Below are 25,734 nucleotides of genomic sequence, written 5' to 3' on the forward strand. Positions count from 1 at the left end.
AAACTAAGTTATATGGCTGAAAAAACTAGATATTCAGATGCGGAACTGGAGGAATTCCGTGCCATTATCATGGAAAAACTGGAATTGGCTCAGCGTGACTATGATAGACTGAAAAGTAGTATCATGAATAAGGACGGTAATGATACGGACGATACTTCTCCTACTTATAAAGTTTTGGAAGAAGGTGCTAATACATTGTCTAAAGAAGAAACGACCCGGTTGGCGGCACGTCAGCTGAAGTTTATTCAGGGGTTGCAGGCGGCATTGGTACGTATCGAGAACAAAACTTATGGTATTTGCCGTGAAACCGGCAAGTTGATTCCGAAGGAAAGGCTTCGTGCAGTACCTCATGCAACACTGAGCATTGAGGCAAAGAACGAAGGAAAGAAATAAAATAGTGGTTAATGGTTAGTGATTAATAGTTAATGAGTTTCACTGTCATGTTACAGTATTAACCGCTAACGGCTAATCATTAACCATTAATTAATTTTCAATTTAATAAATGAAGAAACTACTCACCAAAGGGCAGCTCTCTGTTCTTATCGTCTTTGCAGTTCTGATTATCGACCAGATAATAAAGATATTGGTAAAGACCAATATGTACTGGCATGAGAGTATCCGCATAACAGATTGGTTTTATATCTATTTTACAGAAAATAACGGCATGGCTTTCGGTATGGAAATATTCGGAAAGTTATTCCTTACTACCTTCCGTATTGTAGCTGTGGGATTGATTATCTGGTATCTGGCAAAAATAGTGAAACAGAATTATAAGACTGGTTATATTGTATGTATCTCTTTAATTTTGGCAGGGGCTATCGGTAATATTATAGACAGTGTGTTCTATGGCGTTGTTTTTAATGAAAGTACTCATAGTACCATCGCTTCTTTTGTTCCGGTAGGTGAAGGGTATTCGGAATGGTTGCATGGTAAGGTGGTGGATATGTTCTATTTTCCCATTATTGAAACCAACTGGCCCGAATGGATACCGGGAATAGGAGGGGAACATTTCATATTTTTCAGTCCGATATTTAATTTTGCCGATGCTGCCATCAGTTGCGGTATTGTGGCGTTGTTGTTATTTTACGGTAAGTATCTGAATAAGAATATTCACCCGTCAGCAGAAGAAATTAAAGAATAAATGATGCGTCGCAGGAATATTACTTGGGTGTGGCTGCTGGGTGCGGCTTTTATGGTGGGGTGTGGCAAGCAAGTGCCTGAAGATATTATCCAGCCGGACAGGATGGAGAATATCTTGTACGATTATCATTTAAGTATCTCCATGGGCAATAATCTGAGTTATTCTGATAATTATCAAAAGGAGGCGTATAAGAATTATGTCTTCGAGAAGTATCATATTACTGAAGCTGATTTCGATTCGTCCATGGTGTGGTACACACGTCACACGGAGGAACTTGCCGGTCTTTATAAAAAGGTGGGGGAACGCTTCCGCAGTGAGAAAAAACGCATGCAGGAGTTGCTGGCGTTGCGTGAGGATAAACCGGCTGCATCGTTGCCGGGAGATACTGTGGATGTATGGTATGACCGTAAGCTTTATTGGCTGACAGATGTTCCGTTGGCGAATAAGGTGACTTTTGAGATTCCCGCCGATAGTAATTTCAAAGCAAAGGATGCTTTCCTGTGGTCTGCTGATTATATATTCCTTTCGGAAGGGGAACGGAGAGCCACTATGGGGTTCAATATTTTGTTTGATAATGATTCTGTGGTGGGGCGTGTGAAGGATATCACGTGTTCCGGTGTGCAGACTTTGTATATAAAGCCTGATTCTGCTTTTGCCATCAAGAGTGTGAGCGGATTTATTTACTATATGGATAGTGATTCGTCAACGAATAAGCCGGGACTGATTATCAATAATATTGCTTTGACCCGTTATCATGAACCGGTAGATACAATGACAGTTGCCGGAAAAGATAGTTTGGCTGTGGAACAGCGTGTTGGAACTGATTCGGTGGTAACAGAGAAGAAAGCAGATTCGATTCAATCGGTGGATATCAGGAAAAATGTTCCCGTCCGTATGAATCCACGTGAAATGAAGGAGAATAATGCGGCAGATCATTCTCACTCAGATCGTCCTCAGAGAATCAAGCGCAGAAATTAATTATCTTTTGTGGGTATGAGACGTTTTGCTTGTCATTATCTTTATGTTTCGGCGGATGGCTGTTATTCTAAATATGTAGTGGAGTTGGAAGACAGCGGTAGAGTGCGTGCATATTTTCCATTGAAGGAGGAGCTTAGTGCGACACAATGGATAGGCGGAGTGATTATTATTTCTCCGATGTATGGGCTGGAGATTTGTTCCGGAGAGAAGTTTGCTGATTTCCTGCACCGTGCCATGCTGGAAACAGGATGTGAACAGCCTGTATATGCATGGCATATAGCTGATTTTGATTTGCCGGGAAAGGAGTTTACAACGGGAAGCAGACTGGTACGTTTATAATATATGCTTAGGGTAGCGTTATAGTATTTCCCATTCAGAAATTGTTACATATACCGATGGAAATATGAATTTTAAGGCAATAAACGTCTTCTGAACTCCGAGCAAACCACTGCTGTGGCAATTGCCACATTCAATGATTCGGAGGTTTCCCGTTCTTGAGGATAATTGGGAATATATAACTTCTTGTTTATCAGTTTCTCTACTTCAGGGCTTACTCCTTTTCCTTCATTTCCCATGACAATCAATCCATGGGCCGACAGGGATTCTGTATAAATAATGTTCCCGTTTAAAAAGGTGCCGTATACAGGAATATCGGTCAGGCTTTCAATAAGCTGTGGTAAAGAACAGTAATGAACTTTTACTCTTGCCAATGCCCCCATGGTTGCCTGTACGGTTTTGGGATTATACACATCTGCTGTTCCTGTCGAGCAGAAGATATGTTCAATGCCAAACCAGTCTGCCAAGCGGATAATGGTTCCCAGATTCCCTGGGTCTTGTACATCGTCCAGCGCCAGGCATAGAGAACTTTTAATAACTTCCGGATTTAAATCATAAGAAGGTTGTACAAAAACGGCCAATACCTCTTGGGGCGTCTTTTGAAGACTGGCACGTGACAACTCTTCTTGTGTTACTTCAATAATTTCGTTGGCCGTGGCAGAGTGGTTCATTTTCAGCCAATTGGAAGTGGCAATCAGTAACTTGCAAGGGAAGTGTCCCAATAAATCGCCTACCAATTTATGCCCTTCGGCCACAAAAACTTGTTCTTCTTTGCGTTTTTTTTTCAGTTCCAACGAACGGATATATTTTATTTTGTTTTTGCTCAGCATGATAATTTCTATTTAATAACAAATATTTGGAGCAAAGCTAAGAAGATATTTTCAATTAATATCTATCTTTGTAGATAAATTTGCGAAGGTTACGGATTTGTATGAAGAAAAGCGCACGCCCATATATATGCACATTTATTATAGCACTATGCACCTCGTGTTCGGTCAGTAAATTTATTCCTGAGGATAAATATTTATTGGATGAGGTCAGGATTGTATCTGAAACGAAGGAGGTGAAGCCGTCACTATTCAATTCATATATTCGTCAGAATCCTAATGCCAAATGGTTCAATTTGGTTAAGATACCTATGCGTACTTATTGCGTCTCAGGCGTGGACTCCACTAAATGGATTAATCGTTTTTTTAGGAAGATTGGTGATGCTCCGGTAATCTATGATGAATCTGTTGCCCTGAAATCCCAGGAGGAAATAGAGAAAGCGGTACGTAATATGGGGTATATGGGGGCTACTGTGCACCTGGATAAAAAAACGAGGAAGAACAAATTGAAATTGGCTTACCGTATTCATGCCGGGCATCCTTATAAGGTACGTCATGTGGTGTATGATATAGATGATTTGGTTATCAGTGACTACATGCGGCAGGATTCTGCCCAAAGTTTGTTGGCGCCCGGTATGCTGTTTGATGTGAATGTGCTGGATGCTGAACGGCAGCGGATTACCAAATTATTGCAGAATAAGGGTTATTATAAGTTCAACAAGGATTTTTTGGTCTATCAGGCGGATACGGCTAGAAATACCTATTTGGTGGACTTGACTTTAAGATTACTTCCTTATCAGCGTAGAAAAGAAGATTTGCCGCAGAAGCATAGACAATACAAGGTGGGAGGAGTGAATTTTCTGGCGGATGATGAAATCATGTCGGTACAGGAAGGTACTTTGGAAGAATTTGATTCTTTGCGATACAAAGGATATAGTATGTATTACAAGGGAAAGGCTTTTCTCCGTCCGCAAGTGTTGGTTGATTTCAATCGTATCCGTCCGGGAGAACTGTATAGTGAACAGGATGTGCAAAACACCTATTCCAATCTGGGGCGTTTGCGTGCCTTGAAATACTCTAATATTCGTTTTCGTGAAGTGAATGGAGAAAATGGTACGCAACTGGACGCATACGTATTTTTGGCGAAGAACAAAAATAAATCCATGGCGTTTGAAGTAGAAGGAACTAATTCGGCTGGTGACTTGGGAGCGGCTGCCTCGGTTTCTTTTCAGCACCGCAATGTATTCAAAGGTTCCGAAACCTTTATGATGAAAGTGCGTGGCGCTTATGAGGCCATTACGGGATTGGGGGTGGCTTCACAGGATTATGTGAATGATAATTACATGGAGTATGGGGTAGAAAGCAGCTTGAATTTCCCTCAGTTCATGTTTCCTTTTCTATCATCGAATTTTAAAAAGAAAATTAGAGCGACTTCAGAGGTCGGCTTAAAGTTCACATCGCAAGTTCGTCCGGAATTTTCGCGTACACTGGCTTCTGCTTCATGGAGTTATAAATGGACTGACAGGAAACGTATGCAACACCGTTTGGATTTGGTAGATGTCAATTATGTATATATGCCTAGAAAGTCATCGGCTTTTCAGGAATATTTGGACAGCATGAGTCTGAGGAATTCAGCTTTGAAAGCCAGTTATGAAAATCAGCTTGTTGTGCGTACAGGGTACAGCTTTACCTATAACAGTGCAGGAAACGCCATGATGCGTACACCTACTAAAAATTCCTATTCTATTCGTGCCAATATTGAAGAGGCTGGTAATTTACTGTATGCTGCTTCCAAATTGGTTCACCCTAATCCGAAAGATGGAGAAGATTATGTGCTGGCGAATATTCCTTTTGCTCAATATGTGAAAGCAGATTTTGATTTTGCAAAGAATTTCATGATAGATCCGCGTAACTCATTTGTGTTTCATATAGGAGTGGGGGTGGCTTATCCGTATGGTAACTCTAAAATGCTTCCTTTTGAAAAGAGGTATTTTTCCGGTGGCGCGAACAGTGTACGTGGGTGGTCTGTACGTTCTTTAGGACCTGGTGTTTATAAAGGTAGTGAGGATGGGAGAATGGACTTTATCAACCAGGCTGGTGATATTAAATTGGACTTGAATATAGAATATCGTACTCATTTGTTTTGGAAATTGAATGGAGCGGCTTTTGTGGATGCCGGTAATATCTGGACTATTCGTGATGACTCCGGACAGGAAGGTGGTTTGTTCAAATTTAACGAGTTTTATAAACAGATAGCTGTAGCATACGGTTTGGGAATCCGCCTTGATCTGGATTATTTGATTTTGCGTTTTGACGGTGGCATGAAGGCCATAAATCCTGTGGAAACAGGTAAAAAGCGATATCCTGTTATCCGACCACGCTTTAGCCGTGATTTTGCTTTTCACTTTGCAGTAGGTTATCCATTTTAAAGAAAATATATATAATATGATAAAAGAAAGAAAGAGAACATATACTCAAGAAGAGGTTAATGAGTTGAAAAAATGGTTTGATTCTCAGGAACTTCCCCCAACAATGCAGATAGATAAGGCTGCTTTTACTCCTAATTTAAAGGATACGGTAGATATGCTGTTTGAACAGGCCTATGTATGCTACGAAAATCCCAAAATGCAGGGATGCCTTTATTTGTTAGAGAAAATTAAGAGCAATTTGGAAAAAAACGGGACAGGAGCGTGAGCAATTATCATTTCATATTGTTATCAAGGTATTATAATTTAATACTGGCAGTATGAAGAAGAATTTATTATTGTATGGTGTGTTTCTTTGCGCCCTCTCCATATCCTCTTGTTCCGGTGGCTCCAAGAGTAGTCACGTTATGGATAGCAGTAGCATGAGTGTGGAAAATGCGAATGAAGTGATGAAGTATTATGATACCTCATTGAAAATCTTGAAAGACTTAGTTAATGAGAATGAGATAAAAGCGGTGCTGGGCTATTTGGATCAGAAGATGCCGGTAGATTCTCTGCCTGTGGTATCACAGCCTGTGGTTTCTGTTCAAGATACAGTGTTTGTTTCTAATCCGGGAAATTACTTCAGTGAGAATGATCGTCAGAATCTGAAGGAAAATTATGGCCGCTTGTTCCGGTCTATTTCCGCATTTTATGAGAACTATAAGACTTACCGGCTGTATATGCAGGATCAATCATATAAAAAGGATAATAATGCTTTGGCGGATAAGATAAGAAAAGAGGAGCTATTATTGAGTATTGCTTTATCTGAATACAAACAGGTTATTTTTGATATATTAACTCCGATAGTTGAAGGGGCTAAAATAACCCTGACCCCTATAAAGGGAAATGTTAAAGATAAATAGAAGTATAACAGGCAGCCGGAAGGCTGCCTGTCTGGATTGTATTATGTAAATTAAATCCTTGTTGTTCTCTGCTTTGTTGTTGAGGAAGCTATTTCATTTCCAATCTTCTTGATTTTTCTCTCTTAACTATTTTCAGCCTGTTCAGGAACTATTTTTAGATACATCTTTTATACGTTTCCCCTTTGGAGAAACTTGACATTCCGGTAGGAGATGCTTGCTTGTGGATTTTATTGTTTAAGCTTGTGCTATAATGATGGAAAAAAACAGAAGGTAGGTATATGGGATAAATAGAACTCGGATGGATCACTGATATTGTTTTAATTGTTCATTTAATAGCTTGAATATAATAAAATTGTTAATAACTTTCACATAACTTTTCTATAAATAATGTGAAGTTTAATAAGGGGTTTTTTATCTTTGTAGCAGATTAATTGTAAAAAAGTACTGTAATATTATTTGTTATGGAAAAATCGTATGTTATAAATAGAATTAAAGAATTATGCAATAAAAAGAATGATAGGGAGATAGCTTTGGATTTCTTTTATAATAATAGGATATTTCATGCAAAATATTTATTTTTAGGCAATGACCTTTATGTTACAGATACACTAAATGTTATTGAGTTAAAGGATTTGGATATGGGAGTTTTGAGCAGAATTAGCGAATTATTAAAAATATAAGATAACTGATTTTCCTTGTGCAGTCATTAATGGCTGTACGCTCATTTGTATTTTAAAGCGGCGGCCCGGGAGGGGTAGCCGCTTTTATTTGACGGGCTTATAAAAAAAGGAATAACCGAAGTTACTCCTTTTGTACACCCTCAGGGATTCGAACCCTGGACCCACTGATTAAGAGTCAGTTGCTCTACCAACTGAGCTAAGAGTGCAAAATGCAAACCATTTTTTGTACACCCTCAGGGACTCGAACCCTGGACCCATTGATTAAGAGTCAATTGCTCTACCAGCTGAGCTAAGAGTGCAAATTACAAACTGTTTTTCTTTCGTACACCCTCAGGGATTCGAACCCTGGACCCACTGATTAAGAGTCAGTTGCTCTACCAACTGAGCTAAGAGTGCATTCATTTCTGATTTGCGGTTGCAAAGGTAGGTGTTTTCTTTTAAACATCCAACATTTTGCACCATTTTTTTACCTTTTCATCGAAATTTATTCAAACTCATAAACATCTGAAGGTGTATTCCGCTTTAAAGCAATGACTTGCACATCTTTGCCGACGATAATCCCTTTGTTTCGTAGTGAGAGTTCTACTGTCTTGTATGCCAGTTCGGGGTGGTTGTTGTCTTTGCTAAGATGACAAAGCCAAATGTATTTAAGACTTTCATTGATATTTTCTGCCAAAAAATCGGCGGTTTCGCGGTTACTCATATGTCCATTAGGCCCGGCAATACGTTCTTTTAAATATTGGGGATAAGGTCCCATTTTCAACATCTCTTCATCGTAATTCGCTTCCAATACCAAATAGTTTGCTTTACATATATATTCGGCGGCAGTGGGGGTGATGTGCCCCAAGTCAGTAAGGAAAGAAAATATTTTACCGTCTATATTCATGCAATAGCCTACATTGTCAGTTCCGTCGTGAGGCACTTCAAAAGCTGTAATCGTGAAATCTTCCAATTCCATTGTCTCACCTTTGTGCAGATAGTGTACGCAGGTCGATAATTTCTCGGTCATGCAATAACTTTTGTTGATTCCTGCATGTACTTCCGGAGTGGAGTAAACAGGAATTCCAAATTTCTCTCCTAAATGCCCTACTGCTTTGATGTGGTCGGCATGATCGTGTGTTATGAATACTGCCCGGATGATATCCAGTCCGATTCCAAGTTCTTTTAATGTTTTTTTTATTGTACGGATGCCAATGCCTGCATCCACCAATATGCCATATCTGTCTGTTCCGAGAAAATAGCAGTTGCCGCTACTTCCGCTTGCGAGACTTATAAATTTGATTTTCATTTTGTTGCTCTCCCAATTCTAGTGAATCCCCACGTTTTTTGTGTTAAAAGAGCCGCAAATATACATAAAAAAAGGAGGAAATAAAATAGAAACAGGCTTTTTCGGAAAGATGATTTAGCGGATATTGTTTTAAAAGAATGCCTGGAATCTGGATTATGGAATACGTAGATAATAACCCTTTCCTCTGACTGTTATTAATTTATATTCTTGGAATTCTTTTAAAACTTTCCGGATTGATTTGATGTGTGCATCTATTTTTTCATTGGCATTATCATCCGTAGGCCAGAAACTCTTTTTTATTTCTTCACGGCTTACGCAAGTTCCTGCTCTTTCATAAAGCATATTTAGTAAAGTGAGGTCTAATTTCTGAATGTTGCACTTTTTGTTTCCTATATACAACTCTTGTTTCTCCATGTCTATGTTCATACGGGTAAGGAGTGTTTGAGTATCCTTTTCCTTTTTAAGAAAAATGAGTATGAAAATAAGAATCATCAATTGTCCGATGAGCCAAAAGAGTGTGTTGTCTATGTGTCGTAAAATAGTTTTGAAGTCATAATTTACCCATGCTTGTACCTTGATGTTCTGGGTGATATCTACTATGTATCGGGGAGTATTGTATGCCGTTCGGGGAATTGCAGAACTTTGGTCGCTGTGTTGGGAAATGGATTTGTTATAATAAATAGTTCCGGTCCTGCCGGTTATGCCATGATCGGATAATATTTTTCTAAAGGTTGCATTTAACTCATCGGGCTTTATGGGTTTTAGTTGGGATAGAATGTATTGGTTCAGCATACGTTTGGCGGTCTGCTCGTCCAGACTGTCTTTAAAGGTATAGATTGTTTTTCCTTGTCTGGTTCTTATGGTGTAGCTTTTTACTTTTTGGTGTAGGCTGGGAGCGATAGTATACATTTTTATATCCCAGTTTGTAGGTTCGGGATGATAATAGCTGATGTAGGCAAGTCTTTCATTGTAATCTTCCGTAATGGCGGATTTGAAAGCGTGGTCTATTTGGGTATTCACTCGTTCGGCACTATTATGAAAAGCGATATAAACAGTATATAGAACGGTGATGGTGACTGCCATAAATAAGATAATGTGTGTTTTTGCCCTTTTCATCGTATGAATTTTGAATGCAAAAGTAAATAACGTTAAGGAAAAAACAGGTGTTTTATCTGATCTTTTTCTGAAAAAGGAGAAAATTCAGAAAGAGTTCAGATAAATATTTTGCAGAGATACAGGCTTTTCTTCTTCTTTGCGTCAGCAAAATATTTTGCGAATCAATAAAAGCAAGAAACGTATGAGAACAAAAGCTGTTTTATTTTTTCTCTTGTTATTGCCGGTATATGTGGTGAATGGCCAAGATGACAAGAGAGAGTATTTGAAAAAGGTGTTGGATAATTTAGAGCAGATTAAGTCAGCAACGTATAAAGTAGAGGGCGAAGTCTGGAATCCTGGTGATACAATTCCTTCCAGTATTAGAAAATATATGGTGAAAGAGTTCGATAATCCGGCTGATTCTACGATAGGGGCAAGTTTTGTGAATTTGGGAACAGATGATGGTAAAGAGTTCCAATTCGGTTATAATGGTGAAGTACGTGTGTTGGTGAATCATGCTGTCAAGGAAATAAAAATCGATAATTTTACCACCAGACCGTTACCTTTCAGACCGTTGACCCCACCTTTCTTTAATTATTGCAAGAATATTGTCAGGTATACTTTGGAAACAGAAGACAGCATAGTTACCACATTGGAAGATTGTGGGGATTATTTTCATTTTAAACTTGTCATAAACGAAGATACACAAGTGGAGTTCTTTGGTAAAGCTTATCACATGCCTCCACCTCCTTTTTATGTAGAGCCGACCTCTATTTATGAACTGTGGATTCACAAGTCGAATGGTTTGCCTTATAAGAAACGGAGAGCGATGTCCCATAATATATCGGTGGAAACTTGCTGTAATGTGGAAATAAACAAAGAAACAATTGACAGGTTTGATGTTTTCGATTATGTTCCGCAAGGTTATGAAACAAAAAAATATGATTATGGCGCTCCTTCCAGGAATATGGCCGCTAATCTGACGGGTAAGAAAGCACCAGAATGGACATTGAATGATATAAAGGAGCGTCCCGTGTCATTGAGTGATTTGAAAAGTAAGGTCATCTTGGTAAATATAACAGGAATAGGCTGTGGAGCTTGCCAGGCTTCTATCCCTTTTCTGAAAGAACTGAAAAGAAAGTACCAAGAAGAAGATTTTGAATTGGTAGCCATTGAAAGTTGGAGCCGGATGCATTCACTTCAGAATTATGCAAAGAGAAAGGAATTGAATTATATGTTTTTGGATGGAGATGATAAAGTGATAGAAGATTACCGGACGGGTGGGGCAGCTCCGTACTTTTTTATTTTGGATAAAGAACGGATTATACGGAAAGTCATCCGAGGATATGGCATGGGAAAAACCGACAAGGAAATAACGGAGACTATAGAAGAATTGCTATGACTGGAATGAGGATGGAACAAAAAGTGAAAACTTTTGCAGACACATTTGTTCCATCCTCATTTATTTATATTCAGCATTCTGACGGTTGTCAGAATTGGAAGAACTTCTTGGCATTATTATAGCAGATATCTTCCACCATCTGATTGACGCGTTCTATTTCGCAAGCAGGGATTTCGCCGTTTTCCACATCATTACCCAGCAAGTTGCACAAAGTACGGCGGAAATATTCGTGACGCGGATAAGACAGGAATGAACGAGAGTCTGTCAGCATACCTACGAAGCGGCTCAACAAGCCTAACAATGACAGTGCATTCATCTGCTTTTCCATACCGTCTTTCTGATCGAGGAACCACCATCCGGAACCGAATTGAATCTTGCCTGGAATTGTGCCATCCTGGAAGTTGCCTAACATGGTGGCAATTACTTCATTGGCGCAAGGATTCAAGTTGTAAAGGATAGTTTTGGTCAGTTTTCCTTCTGTATTCAGGCGGTCAAGGAATTTAGCCATCGCTTTGGCGGTGGTAAACTCACCGATTGAATCGAAACCGGTATCAGGTCCCAGAAGTTTGAACATCTTGGTGTTGTTGTTGCGGATTGCTCCATAGTGGAACTGCTGGGTCCATCCTTTTTCCCAATCCATTTCCCCAAATACGATCAGCATGGCTGATTTGAATTTCAGAATTTCTTCCTTGGTCAGTTCTGTACCACCATATACCTTATTAAATATAGCATTGATTTCAGCATCAGTATAGTCTTCAGCATAAAACTCTTCAATTCCGTGGTCAGACAATTTACAACCTTGTTCAGCAAAGAAGTCATGACGTTTCCGCAAAGCAGCCACCATGTCATCGAAAGAAGATATCGTGACACCGCTTACAGCAGACAATTTTTCCATATAAGCACGGAAATCAGCGGGAACTTCTACTGCCATCGCCTTGTCCGGACGCCAAGTGGGAAGCATTTTAATTTCGAATCCGCTTTCACGGGTTTTGATGTGATATTCCAATGAATCTACCGGATCATCGGTTGTACAAACGGTTTCCACATGATAACGACGCATCATGCCTCGTGCGGAGTATTCCGGTTTGGCAAGCTTTTCATTACATTCATCAAAAATCTCGCGGGCAGTTTTCGGATTCAATACTTTATTGATTCCAAATGCGGTTTTCAATTCCAAATGAGTCCAATGGTATAATGGGTTGCGGAAGGTATAAGGAACTGTTTCCGCCCATTTTTCAAATTTTTCCCAGTCCGTGGTGTCTTTACCGGTACAATAACGTTCGTCCACACCGTTGGTACGCATGGCACGCCATTTATAGTGGTCTCCACCCAACCAGATTTCTGTCAGTGACTTAAACTGATAGTCATCAGCAACCATCTGGGGAATCAGGTGGCAGTGGTAATCGATAATAGGCATTTTAGCCGCATGTTCATGATACAACTTCTGCGCAGTTTCTGTCTGAAGCAGGAAGTTTTCATCCATAAAGTTTTTCATAAGTAGTCTTTTTATATCTATATAATTGTTGTTTATTTTGACTTTCAGTAAAAACTCATTCTAAAAAAGATGTCAAAGAGCATCTCTTTAGATTTATTAACCGTTATCGAACACGAAAGTAGAAATTTTATTTGGAATAACAAAATTATTTGTATCTTTGCGGCGAAGATTTAAAGATTTTAAATGCTTGGTTCAATGATGATATATAAAAACTTAAATATATATTACCATTTAAAAGAAAGCATGAATACTATGAGTACACAATAAAATCTGATTCGTCTTCAATAAGTACAGGTATGGATAAACACATAATATAATTAAAAATATGAAAGCATTAAACAAGGAGACAGCAGCAAAGACTCAACGTCCCGAAAGAATCATTCAATTTGGTGAGGGTAACTTCCTGCGTGCGTTTGTGGATTGGATTATCTACAACATGAACGAAAAAACTGATTTCAACAGCAGTGTGGTGGTGGTTCAACCTATTGAAAAAGGTATGGTTGACATGTTGAACGCACAAGATTGTCTGTATCATGTAAACTTGCAGGGTTTGGATAAAGGACAGGTGGTAAACAGCCTGACAAAAATTGATGTGATCAGTCGTGCCTTGAATCCTTATTCTCAGAATGATGAATTTATGAAATTGGCGGAACAGCCGGAAATGCGTTTCGTTATCTCTAATACGACAGAGGCCGGTATCGCTTTTGATCCTGCCTGCAAGCTGGATGATGCCCCTGCTTCATCTTATCCGGGCAAACTGACCCAGTTGCTGTATCACCGTTATAAAACGTTCAATGGTGACAAGAGCAAAGGTTTGATAATTTTCCCTTGCGAATTGATTTTCCTGAACGGCCATAAACTGAAAGAAACCATCTATCAATATATTGATTTGTGGAACTTGGGTGAAGACTTCAAGCAATGGTTTGAGGAAGCTTGTGGTGTCTATGCTACTTTGGTAGACCGTATTGTGCCGGGATTCCCCCGCAAAGATATCGCTGCTATTAAAGAAAAATTGCAGTATGATGACAATCTGGTGGTACAGGCAGAAATCTTCCATTTGTGGGTAATTGAAGCTCCGCAGGAGGTCGCCAAGGAATTCCCTGCCGACAAAGCCGGTTTGAATGTATTGTTCGTTCCGTCTGAAGCTCCTTATCACGAAAGAAAAGTTACTTTGCTGAACGGTCCTCACACAGTGCTGTCTCCGGTAGCTTATCTGTCTGGAATCAACATTGTGCGCGAGGCTTGCGAGCATGAAGTGGTAGGTAAATACATTCATAAAGTTATGTTCGATGAGTTGATGGAAACCCTGAACCTGCCGAAAGAAGAATTGAAGAAGTTTGCGGAAGATGTTTTGGAGCGTTTCAACAATCCGTTTGTTGATCACCAGGTGACTTCTATCATGCTGAATTCATTCCCTAAATATGAAACTCGCGACCTCCCGGGCTTGAAAGTTTATCTGGAGCGTAAGGGTGAGTTGCCTAAAGGCTTGGTATTGGGACTGGCGGCTATCATCACTTATTATAAAGGTGGTGTTCGTGCTGACGGTGCTGAGATTGTTCCGAACGATGCTCCTGAAATCATGAATCTGCTGAAAGAACTTTGGGCTACAGGCTGCACTCAGAAAGTGGCGGAAGGCGTGTTGGCAGCAGAATCTATTTGGGGTGAGAACTTGAACAACATTCCGGGTTTGACCGCCGCAGTAAAAGCTGATCTTGACTCTATTCAAGAAAAGGGTATGCTGGAAACAGTAAAGGGTATTCTCTAATCAGATTAATTGTTAGAAATAGTTTATAAATTCCTTGAGGGAGATTTGGTTATAAAACTGAATCTCCCTATTTTTGTATCTATACAAGATAGATGTGGCATATGGAAAAACAAGAATTCAGACCCGGCTATCCTTTATGGATTTGGGCAGTTATTGCTATTATGTTGGTGGCGTGTACATGCCTTTTTATAGCGCATGGAAGATATGCATCTTTGCTGGTCCTGACTCCTCCTCTGTTGATAACGGGGGTAAGGTTATTGTCTGTTTATACTATTACTCCTGATTCTTTTATCTTAGCTATAAGAGGGATGAAGCCTCGGCATGTTTTTCCTTTGCAAAACATCACAGAGATAGAAAAGGAGTACACAAAGTCTGGTAAACTCAAGTCGATTGTGATCCGTTACCGGAAAGAAGGAATGTACCACAATTTTTTAGTTATCAAGAAAGATGATGTAAATATTGAAGGTATTCTGAACGCTATTTTGCACTATCGTCCTTCCGTGTCTGTTCGTTAAAGATGATCATTAAGGAAAAATAAGGAAATACTCTTCTTTTCAGTTCCGCCTGATGGGAAGAATGATATTCTTCGGCTGTCGATATATTTTCAAAATAATGATAACTGTATTGGGGGTGGGACTCCATGTAATCCTTTACTATGTCTGCACATTGAGATAATTTCATGATAACCGGCACATGATGATGGCTTAGATACATGTCCAGTTCGTCCGAAGTAATATTGCCCGGAATAATGACCAGTCTTTCTTTTTGGCTGATGAGATGTAGTTTTGCGGCCGCTTCCGCAGCGATGAATGAAGGAATACCGGGAAGTTGCTCTACGGGGATTCCATTTTCTTCGAGGAGATCCAGTACATAGTGAACGGAGGCGTAAATTCCCGCATCGCCTTCTACTGCTACCGCCAACCGTTTTCCTGCTTTTTGTTCCAGCCTCATTTCTTCGAAAAGTTGCCGATAGACTTTGATTGCTTTTGTTCTGTCTTTGCTCATCGGGAGCGAGAATAGGTGTATATCTCCTTTGATGCCTAGCTTATGTAACAGGGTGGCGGCACGTGACAAGATTTTGTCTGGTTCCCGAACCGTTGATGGACAATATATTATGTCTGCTTGCTGTAAAGCATGCAATGATTTCAATGTAATCAGTTCGGCATCACCGGGTCCTAAAGAAACAAAATAGATCGGATGACTCATCTTTTGTAGGTATTTACAGTTTTTAAGCACGCAAAAGTGCTGAAAAATTCCGTATAAAGCAAGAGAATTGATTACCTTTGTTGGCTGAAAAACAGAAAAGAACATGAAAAAACTAATATGGGCTTCGGGCCTTTTGTTATTATTGACTGTTACAGCCTGCCAAAATAAGCACAAACAGGGCTCCGGGAATCTGGAGCATAAGACATTGACAGATTCTTCTATTGTGAAGATTATTCCGGAATATGCCCAAGGGTTTAAAATAACCTATACGGATCAGGCTTGTCTGCTTGACATTCAGGACCCTCAGAATAAAGAAAGTCAGTCTTTTCATTATGCTTTGGTGCCAAGAGGTGTGGAAGCGGAAAACATACCTGCGGATTATACGGTTATTGAAACTCCCATACGAAGCGTTATCTGCATGACTTCCCTGCAACTTTCCAATTTTATCAAGTTGGAAGAGCTGGATGCGGTGGTGGGTATCACTAGTACACGTCATTTGTTTAACAAGAAAATAAATGATCGTTTGAAAGATGGAAGCATTCATAAGATAGGTATTGAAGGGAATTTCGATAATGAGGTGATTATGAGTGTAAACCCGGATTTGATTTTGATCTCTCCTTTTAAACGAGGGGGGTACGATGCTTTGAAAGAGGTAGGCATTCCTTTGATGCCGCATTTGGGATATAAGGAAATGACTCCTTTGGGACAGGCTGAATGGATAAAGTTTGTGGGCTTGTTATTGGGAAGAGAAGATAAAGCTAATAAGCAGTTTGCCGCTATTAAGAAAAGATATAACGAACTGAAGGAACTGACCGGTCGGGTGACAAAACGCCCGGTGGTATTCAGTGGAGAATTGCGGGGCGGCAATTGGTATGCTGTAGGAGGGAGGAGTTTTCTCGCACAATTGTTTAAAGATGCCGGTGCCGATTATTTTTTGAAAGACGATGAACAGTCTGGAGGAGTCACCCTCGATTTTGAAACAGTTTACAGCCAAGCGGCAGGTGCCGATTATTGGCGTATTGTGAATAGCTATCAAGGAGAATTTTCTTATAACACGTTGAAAGAGGAAGATGCCCGTTATGTTGATTTTAAAGCATACAAAGAGAAAGGGGTGATTTATTGTAACATGCGTGAAAAACCTTTTTATGAGAGTATGCCTACAGAACCGGAAGTTGTTCTGGCAGATTTGATTCAAATCTTTCATCCGCAGCTTTTGTCCGGTCACCAACCGGGATATTATGAATTGCTTAAATAGGAAAATAGTATATGAAACGACCTGTTGCATTTTATATGCTGTTAATTATGGCTTCTATTTTTCTGTTTTTCTTCCTGAATCTGGTATTAGGTTCTGTTTCCATACCGCTTCGTGCTGTGTGGAATATCCTTTGGGGAACAGGGAATGAGTCTGTTATATGGCAAAATATTATTTGGAAATCACGGGTACCACAGGCGCTTACCGCATTGGCGGCGGGGGCGGGGCTCTCTGTCAGCGGTTTACAGATGCAGACTGTTTTCCGCAATCCTTTGGCCGGTCCGTCGGTACTGGGCATCAGTTCGGGAGCCAGTATGGGAGTTGCTTTTGTGGTGCTTCTTTCGGGCAGTTTGGGTGGTGTTGCTTTGAGCAAGCTAGGCTTTATGGGGGAAATAGCCCTTACCATAGCAGCTATTGCAGGTTCACTTTCCATTATGGCACTTATTGTTTTCGTTTCCCAAAAAGTAAGGGGCAATGTTACTTTGCTGATTATCGGTGTGATGATTGGTTACATAGCCAATGCGGTGATCGGTGTGCTGAAATTTTTCAGTGTGGAGGAGGATATTCGTGCATATGTCATTTGGGGGTTGGGAAGTTTTGCCCGTGTATCGGGAGATCAGATGACTTTATTTATATGTATCATGGTGGTATTGTTGCCACTTTCCTTCCTGCTTGTCAAAACATTGAATCTTTTGCTGCTGGGAGATGCATACGCACGGAATCTCGGATTGAATATAAAACGTGCCCGTCTGCTTGTCATTACTTGTTCGGGAGTATTGGTAGCTATTGTTACCGCATATTGCGGCCCGATTATTTTTCTGGGGCTGGCCGTTCCGCATCTTTGCAGGGGAATGTTCCGCACATCCGATCATCGTATTCTGATGCCTGCTTCTTTACTGGCAGGTGCGTCATTGGCATTGGTATGTAATCTGATTGCCCGTATGCCCGGTTTCGAAGGTGCATTGCCGGTAAATTCGGTGACGGCTTTGGTAGGTGCTCCGGTAGTGATGTCGGTTTTATTCAATAAACGTCGCAATGAAATGAATGAGTAATGATGAATCAAGAAACTATACATATTCGGAAACTGACTACCGGTTATCCCGGTAAGGGGGGAACCAAGATTGTAGCGAAGGACATTGATGCTACTATCCGCAGTGGGGAACTGACTTGTCTTTTGGGGGCGAATGGAGTAGGGAAATCTACTTTATTGCGTACTTTGTCTGCCTTTCAGCCGCCTGTAGGAGGAGAGATAGAAATAATGGGAAAGAAACTGACGGATTACACCGATAAACAGTTGGCGACAGTTATCGGAGTGGTATTGACCGAAAAATGCAGTCTGCGGAACATGACCGTAGAAGAACTGGTGGGTATGGGGCGCAGTCCTTATACCGGTTTCTGGGGAAATTTAAGCAAGGAGGACAAGAATACAGTAAACGATACCATTGAGCTGGTAAGGATTGAGGATTTGAAATACCGGATGGTACATACTTTGAGTGACGGTGAGCGTCAGAAAGTAATGATAGCAAAGGCGTTGGCACAGGAAACCCCGGTGATTTTTCTGGATGAGCCGACTGCTTTTCTTGATTTCCCCAGTAAAGTGGAGATTATGCAATTGCTTCATCATTTGTCACGTTCTACCAACAAGACGATTTTTCTTTCCACCCATGATTTAGAGTTAGCTTTGCAGATTGCTGATAAGATTTGGCTGATGGATAAAGCCAATGGAGTGACTATAGGAACTCCTGAAGATCTTTCCATAGACGGATGCCTGAGTAATTTTTTCTCCCGTAAGGGTATTGTTTTTGATATGGAAACCGGACTGTTCCGCATTGACAATGAGTTTGAAAAAGAAGTCCGTCTGGTGGGACATGGAAATAAGTATGCGATGGTACGGAAAGCCTTGCAGCGGAATGGTATTCTGGCAAGCCGGCGTGTTGAGTCCGATTTTTATATTGAAACGGGAGATATGACTACCAGTGGATATATTATCCACCCGGTAGCCGGGAGGACGATAAAGGTAGATACCATAGAGGAATTGTTAGAACAGGTCACTGCTATATTGGCTTCCGTTTAGCAGCAGCGTCTAAATAATCAGTTATTGTATCCTGAAAGGAATATTTCCTTCTTCATCAATCAAGAGGATTGTCAATTTTCCTTCGGGCAATAAGGGGACGCAATGCGCAAAACAATGTTCCAACAAACACGGAAAGAACTTTCCGCCGTCTTCTTCAGACAGCAAGGTCCATAATTCACGGGCTAATGTCAACCTTTCTATCATGCTTTCAACATCCGGAGAGCATCCGGCTTCCATTGCCACCTGCCTTAGGAATTCTTTATTCATCACCACTTTCTTACTGTGTGTGTCCAGATTTCCTTCGGCCAGTTTCACCGCCTTGCCTATCATAATGCCTAAAGTAACCAATGGAACCTTAAGCTTGGCAGCTATCTTGAGTGTCTCCCCTATAAAATTTCCATAATGTACAAAAGCCTGAGCAGGTAATCCCGGATACTCCTTCTTCACAAAACGTTCGCTTTTTGCTCCCGAATTAATGATGAGTCTGGATGAGCCCACAGCCACACAAACCTCCACTTCCCTGCGGATAGCCTCGACAAAAGCTTCTGAAGAAAAAGGACGGACTATGCCCGAAGTTCCAATGATGGAAATGCCGTCCACAATTCCTAGTTTAGGATTGAAAGTACGTTGTGCCAACTCTTTTCCTCCGGGAACGGAAATGGTAACATCCAGCCCTTTGTCATAAAGCGCCGATAATTCTTTCATTATCATTTGTCGGGGGATGCGATTGATGGCGGGTTCCCCGATTTCCAATCCCAGCCCCGGAAGGGTGACTCGTCCCACTCCTTCACCTTGCAGGAAACGGATGTCCGGGTGATTGCTAAAACTTACCGTTACCACAATGGATGCGCCGTGAGTGACATCCGGATCATCTCCCGCATCTTTAACAACGGTGCAGGTGGCACTGTTCTTTTCTATTTCTGTATGGGCTACCGGTAAGGTCATTTCCTCGTCATCGGGAAGGCGGAAGGATATCATTTTCTGTTCTTCCCCTAAAATCAGAGCCGTCAATGCTGCTTTTGCAGCTGCAGTAGCGCAGGCCCCTGTGGTGTAGCCGCTTCTCAACGGGTAAAAAGCAGGGATGTTCTTTTCTATCTGTTTTCTCAATCCATATTCACCGGTAACGATCATGAAATGCCTGGGAAGGGGAGGGCGTTTTATAGCAAAGACCGGGATTTTTGCAGCCTGTGCCGCTTTCACTTTCTCCGAAAATCCTCCGGATTCTCCGCTTTCCTTGGTCAGAATGGCCTGTGGATGTAGTGTCTCTAATAAAAGAGTTTCGGATTCTCCGGCATGATAGAATACCAGATTTCCTTTCGGGAAGCCTTGTTCTTGGGCTAATGTGATGGAAGTTTCCCGTTCCAGTACGCGGAACCAACAGGTATGTTTCTCCCAATAAGGGCGTAACTTCCCGATGGTCTGTACTCCGGTCAGTGCCAGCAGGTGATCGGTTCCTGCTTTCTCTAACCGGTAAATGGCATCTGCATAGTCTTCACACCAGATGATGTTTTCGGTGCGTGGAGGATACTTCCTTTCAAAACGTATGACAGGAAGATGTAGCGTCCGGCTTGTTTCATCCACAGTCCGGTGGAGTTGGGAGGCAAACGGGTGGGCAGCATCCACCAACAAACGGATGTTGTTTTGGCGGCAGAAACTTTCCATTTTCTCCGTGTCCATTCCTCCGGTGATACGGATGCCGTGCTTGCATTGTATCTCCTGCCATTCTCCTTTGGTAGAGTAGAAGTAGGGCTTTCCGGCTTCATCGGCAACTTTCACGGCGGTGCGTCCTTCGGTGGTTCCTCCTAAAATCAGTATCATAGGCTGGATGTGAATGATTCTTTTTTTACTTTCTGAACAAGTGTTTGAACTCGTGCGCATAGAGCCGGGACAGACCTTTCCGGTTGTCTATCGCTTCGCCTACTACCAATAAGGTAGTCAGCGTCAGGTTATTGTCACGTACTATCTTAGCCAAATCCTTCAACTCTCCGCGATAAATCTTTTCTTCTTTCCAAGTCAGCTTATAACAGGCGGCAACCGGAGTCTCGGGAGGATATGCCTGCATCAGCTCTTCCTGTACCTGTTCCACAATGCCCGCACTTAAATAAATGCACATTGTACTTTGTGATTGCGCCAATTTATGTAATTGTTCTTTTTCGGGCATCGGAGTACGGCCTTCCCCACGGGTGAGGATTATGCTTTGTACTTTTTCGGGGATGGTGAACTGTGACCTCAATGCTGCCGCAGCCGCCTGGAACGAGGAGATCCCCGGAGTGATATGATAACTCATCTTGTAGCGGTCGAAGAAAGCCATTTGTTCCTGGATGGCTCCATAAATGCAAGGGTCTCCCGTGTGCAAGCGTACAATAAACAATCCTTTATCATAAAACTCTTTCATCAAGGCGAACTGTTCCTCCAAATCCATACCGGCGGAACTGCGTACGGTCGCTCCTTCTTTAGCATAAAAGGTCAGTTCGCGGGGAACAAGACTTCCGGCATACAGAACAAGATCCGCTTTCTCCAACATTCGTTTTCCGCGTACCGAAATCAGTTCGGGATCACCGGGACCTGCACCCACTATCTCTATATGTCCGCCACGCATGGCTGTCGCACTGACGGCTATGGCAAAAGTGAAGTGGTTTCCTTCTGTCAGCATGCCCTTTTGCTTTTCCAATACAAGTGTTCCTTCACCGCTGCTTTTCAAGGCTGTGCTTTCGGCCACTCCATAGACGCCTGTCACTTCGAATGCCTTTTCAGACGGATGGGGAACTGTGATATCTTTCAGTTCTTCCGCAGGATAAATATGGGTTTCCGTATCGGCCCATCGCCGGTGGAGGATTTCCAGCAGAGGCTCGTCTTTTTTCAGTTCGATGGTATTGAGGGAGGCGAGAGAGAACGGGCACAAACCATGTCTGTGCATCACGGCTTCTATGTATTCCGCAATGCCCGAAGGATCGCATTGTTTCCGGCAACCTATTCCCAAGTGGAGGACGGCGGGATGGAAGCAGAGCATGGGAATCTCCGCACTATATATATAAGGTGTAACAGCAATAATCAACTTGAATTCCGATTGGGGCATGTCTTCGAAATGATAGAACACTTTTACGTGTGCGGGAAGCGTGCGTTCCAGATACTCCGTACCTTTATCCTTTATATCGAGCAGCAGCGCCGTTGGTTCCCGGTTGACAAAAAGTGTGACCAGTCTGTTCATTTCTGCATGAGGAACAGTTATTTTCCAGCCATATTTTCCAGCCAGCGTGTCCAGCGCCCATAACCCGGCATTGTCACTTTGGGTGGTAATCACAGCTTCTCCTCCTGTAATGGCGGCAATATGGCGGGTCAGTTCATTGGCTCCCCCCACATGCCCGGAAAGTACTGAAATGACAAAGCGCCCCGTACTGTCCACACAGACCACTGCCGGATCTTTATATTTGTTTTTTATGCATCCTGCAATGCTGCGTACACAGATTCCCATGGCACCGATAAAGATGATGCTGTCGAAGTCATTGAAATGCTCCTCTATGAACCGATGGCAGGATGTGATGGAAATACAGCCTTCGCATTCGTTTTTGGTATAAATAAGGGTATCCGGCAACTCTCTTTGTAGTGTTTTTGCCAACGGCAGGCTGGCTTCTGATATCAGTATGATTGCTTTCATTTGTTATCTGTTTTAAATCATTTATTCCGCTCTCATTATCTCTATCGGATTAAAGGCATCCACAGCAATACGGGTACACTGTGTTACCTTCTTGTTGATTTGCGTTATACCTTTTGTGAACAGGGCCTTGCTCTCTTCCGAAACCGAATTGAATACAATGACTCCGTCAGGCAACAGCACTTCTTTGATTTTTTGTAGAATCTCTATCATTTTTCCTCCATGACCACCTATAAATACGGCATCGGGGGCGGGAAGCCCGCCGAGTTCCGTTTCCAGAAAATCACCCATGACGGTTGTAATGCCGGGCGTGCCGAATTTACGACTGTTGCGTGCCATTAACTCTTTACCTTCCGGACGCTGTTCGAATGCTGTCACTTTCAGTTCCGGAAATTGGAGCTTGGCTTCTATGGAAACAGAGCCGGTGCAGAAACCGATGTCCCAGAATGATTTCTTTTCCCTTAATGTCAGCATACTGAGAGTAAGCAAGCGGACAGGCATTTTGGTAATCATTCTGTTGCGTCCGTTCAACAGATGAAACTCACTTTCGGGAATTCCGAACGGACGGGGATGCACCTTGTTTCTTTGCAGTATCAGGCAATTGGGAAAGCGGAAAGCAGATTGGGAGGCTTCCTCTAAAGAGAATGTACGTACAGATTCTTCCTCGCCATTGCCTAATGCTTCCCCCACGGTCATGCGGTAGTTGTCATATCCATACTCCAGCATCCGGGCGGCAATGGTGGCAGGTGTCTTTTCCCGGTCGGTCAACACGCCTATCAGTTTATCTCCTCTGATTAAAGCAGAGTCGAATGCATCCCAAGGACGTCCGGTCAGCGACAAGGTCTGCATCTCCTGATAGGGGAGCAATATACGGTGTGCCAGCATTTGCAGCGAGTTGAAGGTGGGGAATAAGATAATCTTTGCCGACGGGAGTTTTCTCATGACGGTATTGGCGAAGCCGAAAAACAACGGGTCGCCCGAAGCGAAAACGATTATTTCGGAATGTTCCTCGTAACGGCAGAATACCGCATCCAGCGGGACGGTGATGTCTATCCATACGGCATCTTCCGGCAAATAAGCGTGTACCAGTTCGTGATGACGTTTTCCTCCCGAGAAGACTTTCCCTTGAGAAACCAAGTTCCGGATTTCAGGAGAAAGAAATTGATTCCGGTCATCGCTTATACCTATTATATAGAATGTTTGCATGGACTTATACATCTCTTCCCGGTTTCAGTTGTTCCGCATCATCAAAAGTAAGGATGGCATTTACCAGAGTCGCTGCCAGATTGCTTCCCCCTTTGCGTCCTTCTACTATCAGTTTGGGGATATGGCTGAAAGGTTTCACCATGTGTTTGCTTTCGCAAACGTGCACAAAGCCCACCGGAGCAGCGATGATGCCGCATGGATGCGCTTTTTCTTTCCGTATCAGGTCACACAGTTCCATCAATGCTGTAGGGGCATTACCGAATACATATAAAGCTTCCGGATGTTCCTCTGCTGCCATACGTATACCGGCCTGTGTACGGGTGATTCCTTTTTCTTTTGCCAATGCTGCCGCGCGTTCGTCACCCAGATAGCATTTCACCCCGATGCCCATCCGTTCCAAAGCACCTTTACGGATGCCCGCGGCAGCCATCGTCACATCCGTAATAATTGTACGTACTTTTCCTTCATTCAATATTTTATACAGACATTCTACGGCAAGAGGATCTATATGCAATATGTTTTCCATTTCGAAATCGGCTGTGGTATGGATGGCATGCAGTAATGCCCATTTGTGATCCGAAGGAATATTTTTATTTTTCAATTCTTTCTCAATAGTACGGAAACTGTTTATCATAATCTCCTGACCGATTCCTGTCGCATCGGTGGTCTTTTCCCGGTAATAACCACGTGGAGTGATTAATTTCCCTTCCTGATGATAAGACTGGGAGTTGCCAATCAATACCACTGTAAACATATCCACCTGTTCGGGATCGAACTCTTGCAAGGTGGTGATTGTCACGGTTTCTTCCTTACGTCCGGCCTGACGCACAAAGCCTACCGGGGTTTCGGGGTCACGCTCTTTCAGAAAAATTTCTTTTAATCTGTAGAGTTGCCAATACCGCCCTTCGCTTTTGGGATTATAGACCGCCGTTACAAAATCTGCCGTTGCGGCTGCATGGATGCGTTTTTCAATCCGGTCCCATGGTGTCATGAGGTCGGAGAGGGAAATCACGCAGAAATCGTGACCGATGGGTGCTCCCAACAGGGAAGCCGCTTTCTGAAAAGCACTGATACCCGGCAATACTTCTATTTCCACCCGGCTGCCACGCTCGCGTTTCATTTCGTAAACCAGCGGAGCCATGCCATAAATTCCGGCATCTCCCGAGCTGATAACGCATACAGTCTTTCCCTGTTCCGCCAGCTCGAAAGCCTGTTCGGCACGTGCTTTTTCACGTTTCATTCCGGTGTCTATACATTCGGTGCCCGGTTCCAGATAGGGTTCGATAAACTGGAAATAGTATTTATAGCCGATTACTACATCGCTGTTCTTGACTGCTTGTATTACAGCGGGGGTTATATCTTCGGGTGAGCCGGGACCAATGCCGGCTACGATTAATTGGGCCTTTTTCATTTTTTATTATATAATTATTCCTTTCCGGAATCTGATTTAAAAGTTTCCTTCAGTGCTTTCAGCCAATATAATCCTCTGAATGACAATGCGCTGTCCTGACAGTAGTTCCTTCATCTTGCTTTCAGGCTTTTACATCGACGGACTGAAAGTGGTGGCTGGCATGAGGAGCCAAACTTAACCGTACAAAGTTACTTATTTGAGCGGGAGAAACAAGTCTTTTCTTTCTATAAATTATGGAAATCTTTTTTTTATCAGGCTTAACAATGAATAAGGCATCATTCAGAATGTGCCGTAGTCGGGAAGTCGGCAAAGCAGAGGATATTGCCGGTGAGAATTAAAAAAGGAACTAAGAATTATAGAGATTTGCTGATAGATAAGTTTGAAGAAAAAATGTTGGCGGAATCATTGGGGGGCACTATGGGGATGGTTAAGCCTTTTTATTCCTGCACTTAACCCTTTTTAAACGGATGATTTCTATCTCCATAGCCTTTGGAGTTAACTCCCAAGCTTATGGAGATAACTCCAAAGGCTATGGATTTAACTCCGCAAGCTTGGGAGATAGAAATCATTCGTTCAAAAAGGCTTAGTCACAAGG

General features: G+C 42.2%; 23 protein-coding genes and 3 tRNA genes. 14 read left to right on the top strand and 12 right to left on the bottom strand.

Going from position 1 to position 25,734, the window contains the following annotated elements:
* The first annotated feature begins 12 nt into the window (after positions 1 to 12).
* From AB5062_RS03065 to AB5062_RS03080, 4 genes are all read left to right on the top strand, one after another.
* On the top strand, positions 13 to 393 hold the full coding sequence (locus tag AB5062_RS03065) for a TraR/DksA C4-type zinc finger protein (protein WP_005846592.1): 381 nt from the start codon (positions 13 to 15) through the stop codon (positions 391 to 393).
* Between the two features lie 109 nt (positions 394 to 502).
* Positions 503 to 1,141, top strand: coding sequence for a lipoprotein signal peptidase (locus tag AB5062_RS03070; protein ID WP_005853257.1), 639 nt, complete (start codon positions 503 to 505; stop codon positions 1,139 to 1,141).
* Between the two features lie 3 nt (positions 1,142 to 1,144).
* Positions 1,145 to 2,119: a DUF4296 domain-containing protein gene (locus AB5062_RS03075; RefSeq protein ID WP_016270477.1), complete on the top strand. Its 975-nt coding sequence runs from the start codon at positions 1,145 to 1,147 to the stop codon at positions 2,117 to 2,119.
* Positions 2,120 to 2,134: 15 nt separating this feature from the next.
* Positions 2,135 to 2,458: a hypothetical protein gene (locus AB5062_RS03080; RefSeq protein WP_005846585.1), complete on the top strand. Its 324-nt coding sequence runs from the start codon at positions 2,135 to 2,137 to the stop codon at positions 2,456 to 2,458.
* 71 nt (positions 2,459 to 2,529) lie between these two features.
* On the opposite strand, the gene AB5062_RS03085 is transcribed toward AB5062_RS03080, so the two are convergent.
* A complete protein-coding gene (locus AB5062_RS03085) occupies positions 2,530 to 3,285 on the bottom strand; it encodes an RNA methyltransferase (protein WP_012055530.1) in 756 nt (251 codons plus the stop codon).
* A gap of 101 nt (positions 3,286 to 3,386) precedes the next feature.
* Between AB5062_RS03085 and AB5062_RS03090 the strand changes: the two genes are divergently transcribed.
* From AB5062_RS03090 to AB5062_RS03105, 4 genes are all read left to right on the top strand, one after another.
* Positions 3,387 to 5,711 (top strand): BamA/TamA family outer membrane protein, encoded by a 2,325-nt coding sequence (locus tag AB5062_RS03090; RefSeq protein ID WP_117616104.1) that lies wholly within the window; start codon positions 3,387 to 3,389, stop codon positions 5,709 to 5,711.
* A gap of 16 nt (positions 5,712 to 5,727) precedes the next feature.
* Positions 5,728 to 5,976 (top strand): hypothetical protein, encoded by a 249-nt coding sequence (locus AB5062_RS03095; RefSeq protein WP_005846577.1) that lies wholly within the window; start codon positions 5,728 to 5,730, stop codon positions 5,974 to 5,976.
* A 52-nt stretch (positions 5,977 to 6,028) separates the two neighbouring features.
* Positions 6,029 to 6,613 carry a hypothetical protein gene (locus AB5062_RS03100; protein WP_005846575.1) on the top strand — a complete coding sequence of 195 codons (585 nt, stop codon included), beginning with the start codon at positions 6,029 to 6,031 and terminating at the stop codon, positions 6,611 to 6,613.
* Between the two features lie 461 nt (positions 6,614 to 7,074).
* On the top strand, positions 7,075 to 7,293 hold the full coding sequence (locus AB5062_RS03105; protein WP_005846573.1) for a hypothetical protein: 219 nt from the start codon (positions 7,075 to 7,077) through the stop codon (positions 7,291 to 7,293).
* Between the two features lie 133 nt (positions 7,294 to 7,426).
* Here the strand turns inward: AB5062_RS03105 and AB5062_RS03110 are convergent.
* The 5 genes from AB5062_RS03110 to AB5062_RS03130 all read right to left on the bottom strand — a co-directional run bounded on the left by AB5062_RS03110 (position 7,427) and on the right by AB5062_RS03130 (position 9,697).
* Positions 7,427 to 7,499, bottom strand: a tRNA-Lys gene (locus AB5062_RS03110).
* A 20-nt stretch (positions 7,500 to 7,519) separates the two neighbouring features.
* A tRNA-Lys gene (locus tag AB5062_RS03115) sits at positions 7,520 to 7,592 on the bottom strand.
* A gap of 24 nt (positions 7,593 to 7,616) precedes the next feature.
* A tRNA-Lys gene (locus AB5062_RS03120) sits at positions 7,617 to 7,689 on the bottom strand.
* An 88-nt stretch (positions 7,690 to 7,777) separates the two neighbouring features.
* The gene (locus tag AB5062_RS03125) at positions 7,778 to 8,581 is read right to left on the bottom strand and encodes an MBL fold metallo-hydrolase (protein ID WP_008668668.1); all 804 of its coding nucleotides are present in this window, start codon (positions 8,579 to 8,581) and stop codon (positions 7,778 to 7,780) included.
* A gap of 153 nt (positions 8,582 to 8,734) precedes the next feature.
* The gene (locus tag AB5062_RS03130; protein WP_005846569.1) at positions 8,735 to 9,697 is read right to left on the bottom strand and encodes a winged helix-turn-helix domain-containing protein; all 963 of its coding nucleotides are present in this window, start codon (positions 9,695 to 9,697) and stop codon (positions 8,735 to 8,737) included.
* A 181-nt stretch (positions 9,698 to 9,878) separates the two neighbouring features.
* Here AB5062_RS03130 and AB5062_RS03135 point away from each other — a divergent pair, with 181 nt between their 5' ends.
* On the top strand, positions 9,879 to 11,078 hold the full coding sequence (locus AB5062_RS03135; RefSeq protein ID WP_012055532.1) for a peroxiredoxin: 1,200 nt from the start codon (positions 9,879 to 9,881) through the stop codon (positions 11,076 to 11,078).
* Between the two features lie 88 nt (positions 11,079 to 11,166).
* Here the strand turns inward: AB5062_RS03135 and uxaC are convergent, their stop codons facing one another.
* Entirely contained in the window at positions 11,167 to 12,573 is a 1,407-nt protein-coding gene (gene uxaC / locus AB5062_RS03140) for a glucuronate isomerase (protein WP_005846562.1), read from the bottom strand.
* 325 nt (positions 12,574 to 12,898) lie between these two features.
* Between uxaC and AB5062_RS03145 the strand changes: the two genes are divergently transcribed.
* Both AB5062_RS03145 and AB5062_RS03150 read left to right on the top strand, forming a co-directional pair.
* On the top strand, positions 12,899 to 14,338 hold the full coding sequence (locus AB5062_RS03145; protein WP_005846561.1) for a tagaturonate reductase: 1,440 nt from the start codon (positions 12,899 to 12,901) through the stop codon (positions 14,336 to 14,338).
* A 101-nt stretch (positions 14,339 to 14,439) separates the two neighbouring features.
* On the top strand, positions 14,440 to 14,853 hold the full coding sequence (locus AB5062_RS03150; protein ID WP_041174566.1) for a hypothetical protein: 414 nt from the start codon (positions 14,440 to 14,442) through the stop codon (positions 14,851 to 14,853).
* On the opposite strand, the gene AB5062_RS03155 is transcribed toward AB5062_RS03150, so the two are convergent.
* Complete coding sequence (locus AB5062_RS03155) at positions 14,816 to 15,544, bottom strand: precorrin-2 C(20)-methyltransferase (protein WP_012055533.1); 729 nt, start codon at positions 15,542 to 15,544, stop codon at positions 14,816 to 14,818. The genes AB5062_RS03150 and AB5062_RS03155 overlap by 38 nt on opposite strands.
* A gap of 103 nt (positions 15,545 to 15,647) precedes the next feature.
* On the opposite strand from AB5062_RS03155, the gene AB5062_RS03160 reads away from it, so the two are divergent.
* From AB5062_RS03160 to AB5062_RS03170, 3 genes are read left to right on the top strand one after another with little or no spacing between them, the layout of a single operon-like run.
* Positions 15,648 to 16,799 carry an ABC transporter substrate-binding protein gene (locus AB5062_RS03160; RefSeq protein ID WP_012055534.1) on the top strand — a complete coding sequence of 384 codons (1,152 nt, stop codon included), beginning with the start codon at positions 15,648 to 15,650 and terminating at the stop codon, positions 16,797 to 16,799.
* Positions 16,800 to 16,810: 11 nt separating this feature from the next.
* Entirely contained in the window at positions 16,811 to 17,848 is a 1,038-nt protein-coding gene (locus tag AB5062_RS03165; RefSeq protein WP_008668681.1) for an iron ABC transporter permease, read from the top strand.
* Positions 17,849 to 17,850: 2 nt separating this feature from the next.
* Positions 17,851 to 18,870 carry an ABC transporter ATP-binding protein gene (locus tag AB5062_RS03170; RefSeq protein WP_012055535.1) on the top strand — a complete coding sequence of 340 codons (1,020 nt, stop codon included), beginning with the start codon at positions 17,851 to 17,853 and terminating at the stop codon, positions 18,868 to 18,870.
* 21 nt (positions 18,871 to 18,891) lie between these two features.
* On the opposite strand, the gene cbiD is transcribed toward AB5062_RS03170, so the two are convergent.
* Genes cbiD through cobJ form a run of 4 tightly spaced genes read right to left on the bottom strand, consistent with a single transcriptional unit; the run spans position 18,892 to position 25,139 of the window.
* Positions 18,892 to 20,688 carry a cobalt-precorrin-5B (C(1))-methyltransferase CbiD gene (gene cbiD, locus AB5062_RS03175; RefSeq protein WP_012055536.1) on the bottom strand — a complete coding sequence of 599 codons (1,797 nt, stop codon included), beginning with the start codon at positions 20,686 to 20,688 and terminating at the stop codon, positions 18,892 to 18,894.
* A 25-nt stretch (positions 20,689 to 20,713) separates the two neighbouring features.
* Entirely contained in the window at positions 20,714 to 22,525 is a 1,812-nt protein-coding gene (gene cobM, locus AB5062_RS03180) for a precorrin-4 C(11)-methyltransferase (protein WP_005853285.1), read from the bottom strand.
* Between the two features lie 21 nt (positions 22,526 to 22,546).
* Positions 22,547 to 23,728, bottom strand: a complete 1,182-nt coding sequence (locus AB5062_RS03185) for a bifunctional cobalt-precorrin-7 (C(5))-methyltransferase/cobalt-precorrin-6B (C(15))-methyltransferase (protein WP_032939128.1) — start codon at positions 23,726 to 23,728, stop codon at positions 22,547 to 22,549.
* A 4-nt stretch (positions 23,729 to 23,732) separates the two neighbouring features.
* Positions 23,733 to 25,139, bottom strand: a complete 1,407-nt coding sequence (cobJ, locus tag AB5062_RS03190; RefSeq protein WP_012055538.1) for a precorrin-3B C(17)-methyltransferase — start codon at positions 25,137 to 25,139, stop codon at positions 23,733 to 23,735.
* Between the last annotated feature and the right edge of the window lie 595 nt (positions 25,140 to 25,734).

The organism is Phocaeicola sp. RTP21359st1_B8_RTP21360_211022, assembly GCF_040911965.1.
GTDB classification, from domain to species: domain Bacteria; phylum Bacteroidota; class Bacteroidia; order Bacteroidales; family Bacteroidaceae; genus Phocaeicola; species Phocaeicola vulgatus.

Coding starts and splice junctions, on each gene's coding strand:
- AB5062_RS03165 (WP_008668681.1), top strand. CDS start 16,811: ATGAAACGACCTGTTGCATTTTATATGCTGTTAATTATGGCTTCTATT.
- AB5062_RS03095 (WP_005846577.1), top strand. CDS start 5,728: ATGATAAAAGAAAGAAAGAGAACATATACTCAAGAAGAGGTTAATGAG.
- cbiD (WP_012055536.1), bottom strand. CDS start 20,688: ATGATACTGATTTTAGGAGGAACCACCGAAGGACGCACCGCCGTGAAA.
- AB5062_RS03080 (WP_005846585.1), top strand. CDS start 2,135: ATGAGACGTTTTGCTTGTCATTATCTTTATGTTTCGGCGGATGGCTGT.
- AB5062_RS03185 (WP_032939128.1), bottom strand. CDS start 23,728: ATGCAAACATTCTATATAATAGGTATAAGCGATGACCGGAATCAATTT.
- AB5062_RS03135 (WP_012055532.1), top strand. CDS start 9,879: ATGAGAACAAAAGCTGTTTTATTTTTTCTCTTGTTATTGCCGGTATAT.
- cobM (WP_005853285.1), bottom strand. CDS start 22,525: ATGAAAGCAATCATACTGATATCAGAAGCCAGCCTGCCGTTGGCAAAA.
- AB5062_RS03170 (WP_012055535.1), top strand. CDS start 17,851: ATGAATCAAGAAACTATACATATTCGGAAACTGACTACCGGTTATCCC.
- AB5062_RS03070 (WP_005853257.1), top strand. CDS start 503: ATGAAGAAACTACTCACCAAAGGGCAGCTCTCTGTTCTTATCGTCTTT.
- AB5062_RS03075 (WP_016270477.1), top strand. CDS start 1,145: ATGCGTCGCAGGAATATTACTTGGGTGTGGCTGCTGGGTGCGGCTTTT.
- uxaC (WP_005846562.1), bottom strand. CDS start 12,573: ATGAAAAACTTTATGGATGAAAACTTCCTGCTTCAGACAGAAACTGCG.
- AB5062_RS03125 (WP_008668668.1), bottom strand. CDS start 8,581: ATGAAAATCAAATTTATAAGTCTCGCAAGCGGAAGTAGCGGCAACTGC.
- AB5062_RS03150 (WP_041174566.1), top strand. CDS start 14,440: ATGGAAAAACAAGAATTCAGACCCGGCTATCCTTTATGGATTTGGGCA.
- AB5062_RS03145 (WP_005846561.1), top strand. CDS start 12,899: ATGAAAGCATTAAACAAGGAGACAGCAGCAAAGACTCAACGTCCCGAA.
- cobJ (WP_012055538.1), bottom strand. CDS start 25,139: ATGAAAAAGGCCCAATTAATCGTAGCCGGCATTGGTCCCGGCTCACCC.
- AB5062_RS03100 (WP_005846575.1), top strand. CDS start 6,029: ATGAAGAAGAATTTATTATTGTATGGTGTGTTTCTTTGCGCCCTCTCC.
- AB5062_RS03155 (WP_012055533.1), bottom strand. CDS start 15,544: ATGAGTCATCCGATCTATTTTGTTTCTTTAGGACCCGGTGATGCCGAA.
- AB5062_RS03065 (WP_005846592.1), top strand. CDS start 13: ATGGCTGAAAAAACTAGATATTCAGATGCGGAACTGGAGGAATTCCGT.
- AB5062_RS03105 (WP_005846573.1), top strand. CDS start 7,075: ATGGAAAAATCGTATGTTATAAATAGAATTAAAGAATTATGCAATAAA.
- AB5062_RS03160 (WP_012055534.1), top strand. CDS start 15,648: ATGAAAAAACTAATATGGGCTTCGGGCCTTTTGTTATTATTGACTGTT.
- AB5062_RS03090 (WP_117616104.1), top strand. CDS start 3,387: ATGAAGAAAAGCGCACGCCCATATATATGCACATTTATTATAGCACTA.
- AB5062_RS03130 (WP_005846569.1), bottom strand. CDS start 9,697: ATGAAAAGGGCAAAAACACACATTATCTTATTTATGGCAGTCACCATC.
- AB5062_RS03085 (WP_012055530.1), bottom strand. CDS start 3,285: ATGCTGAGCAAAAACAAAATAAAATATATCCGTTCGTTGGAACTGAAA.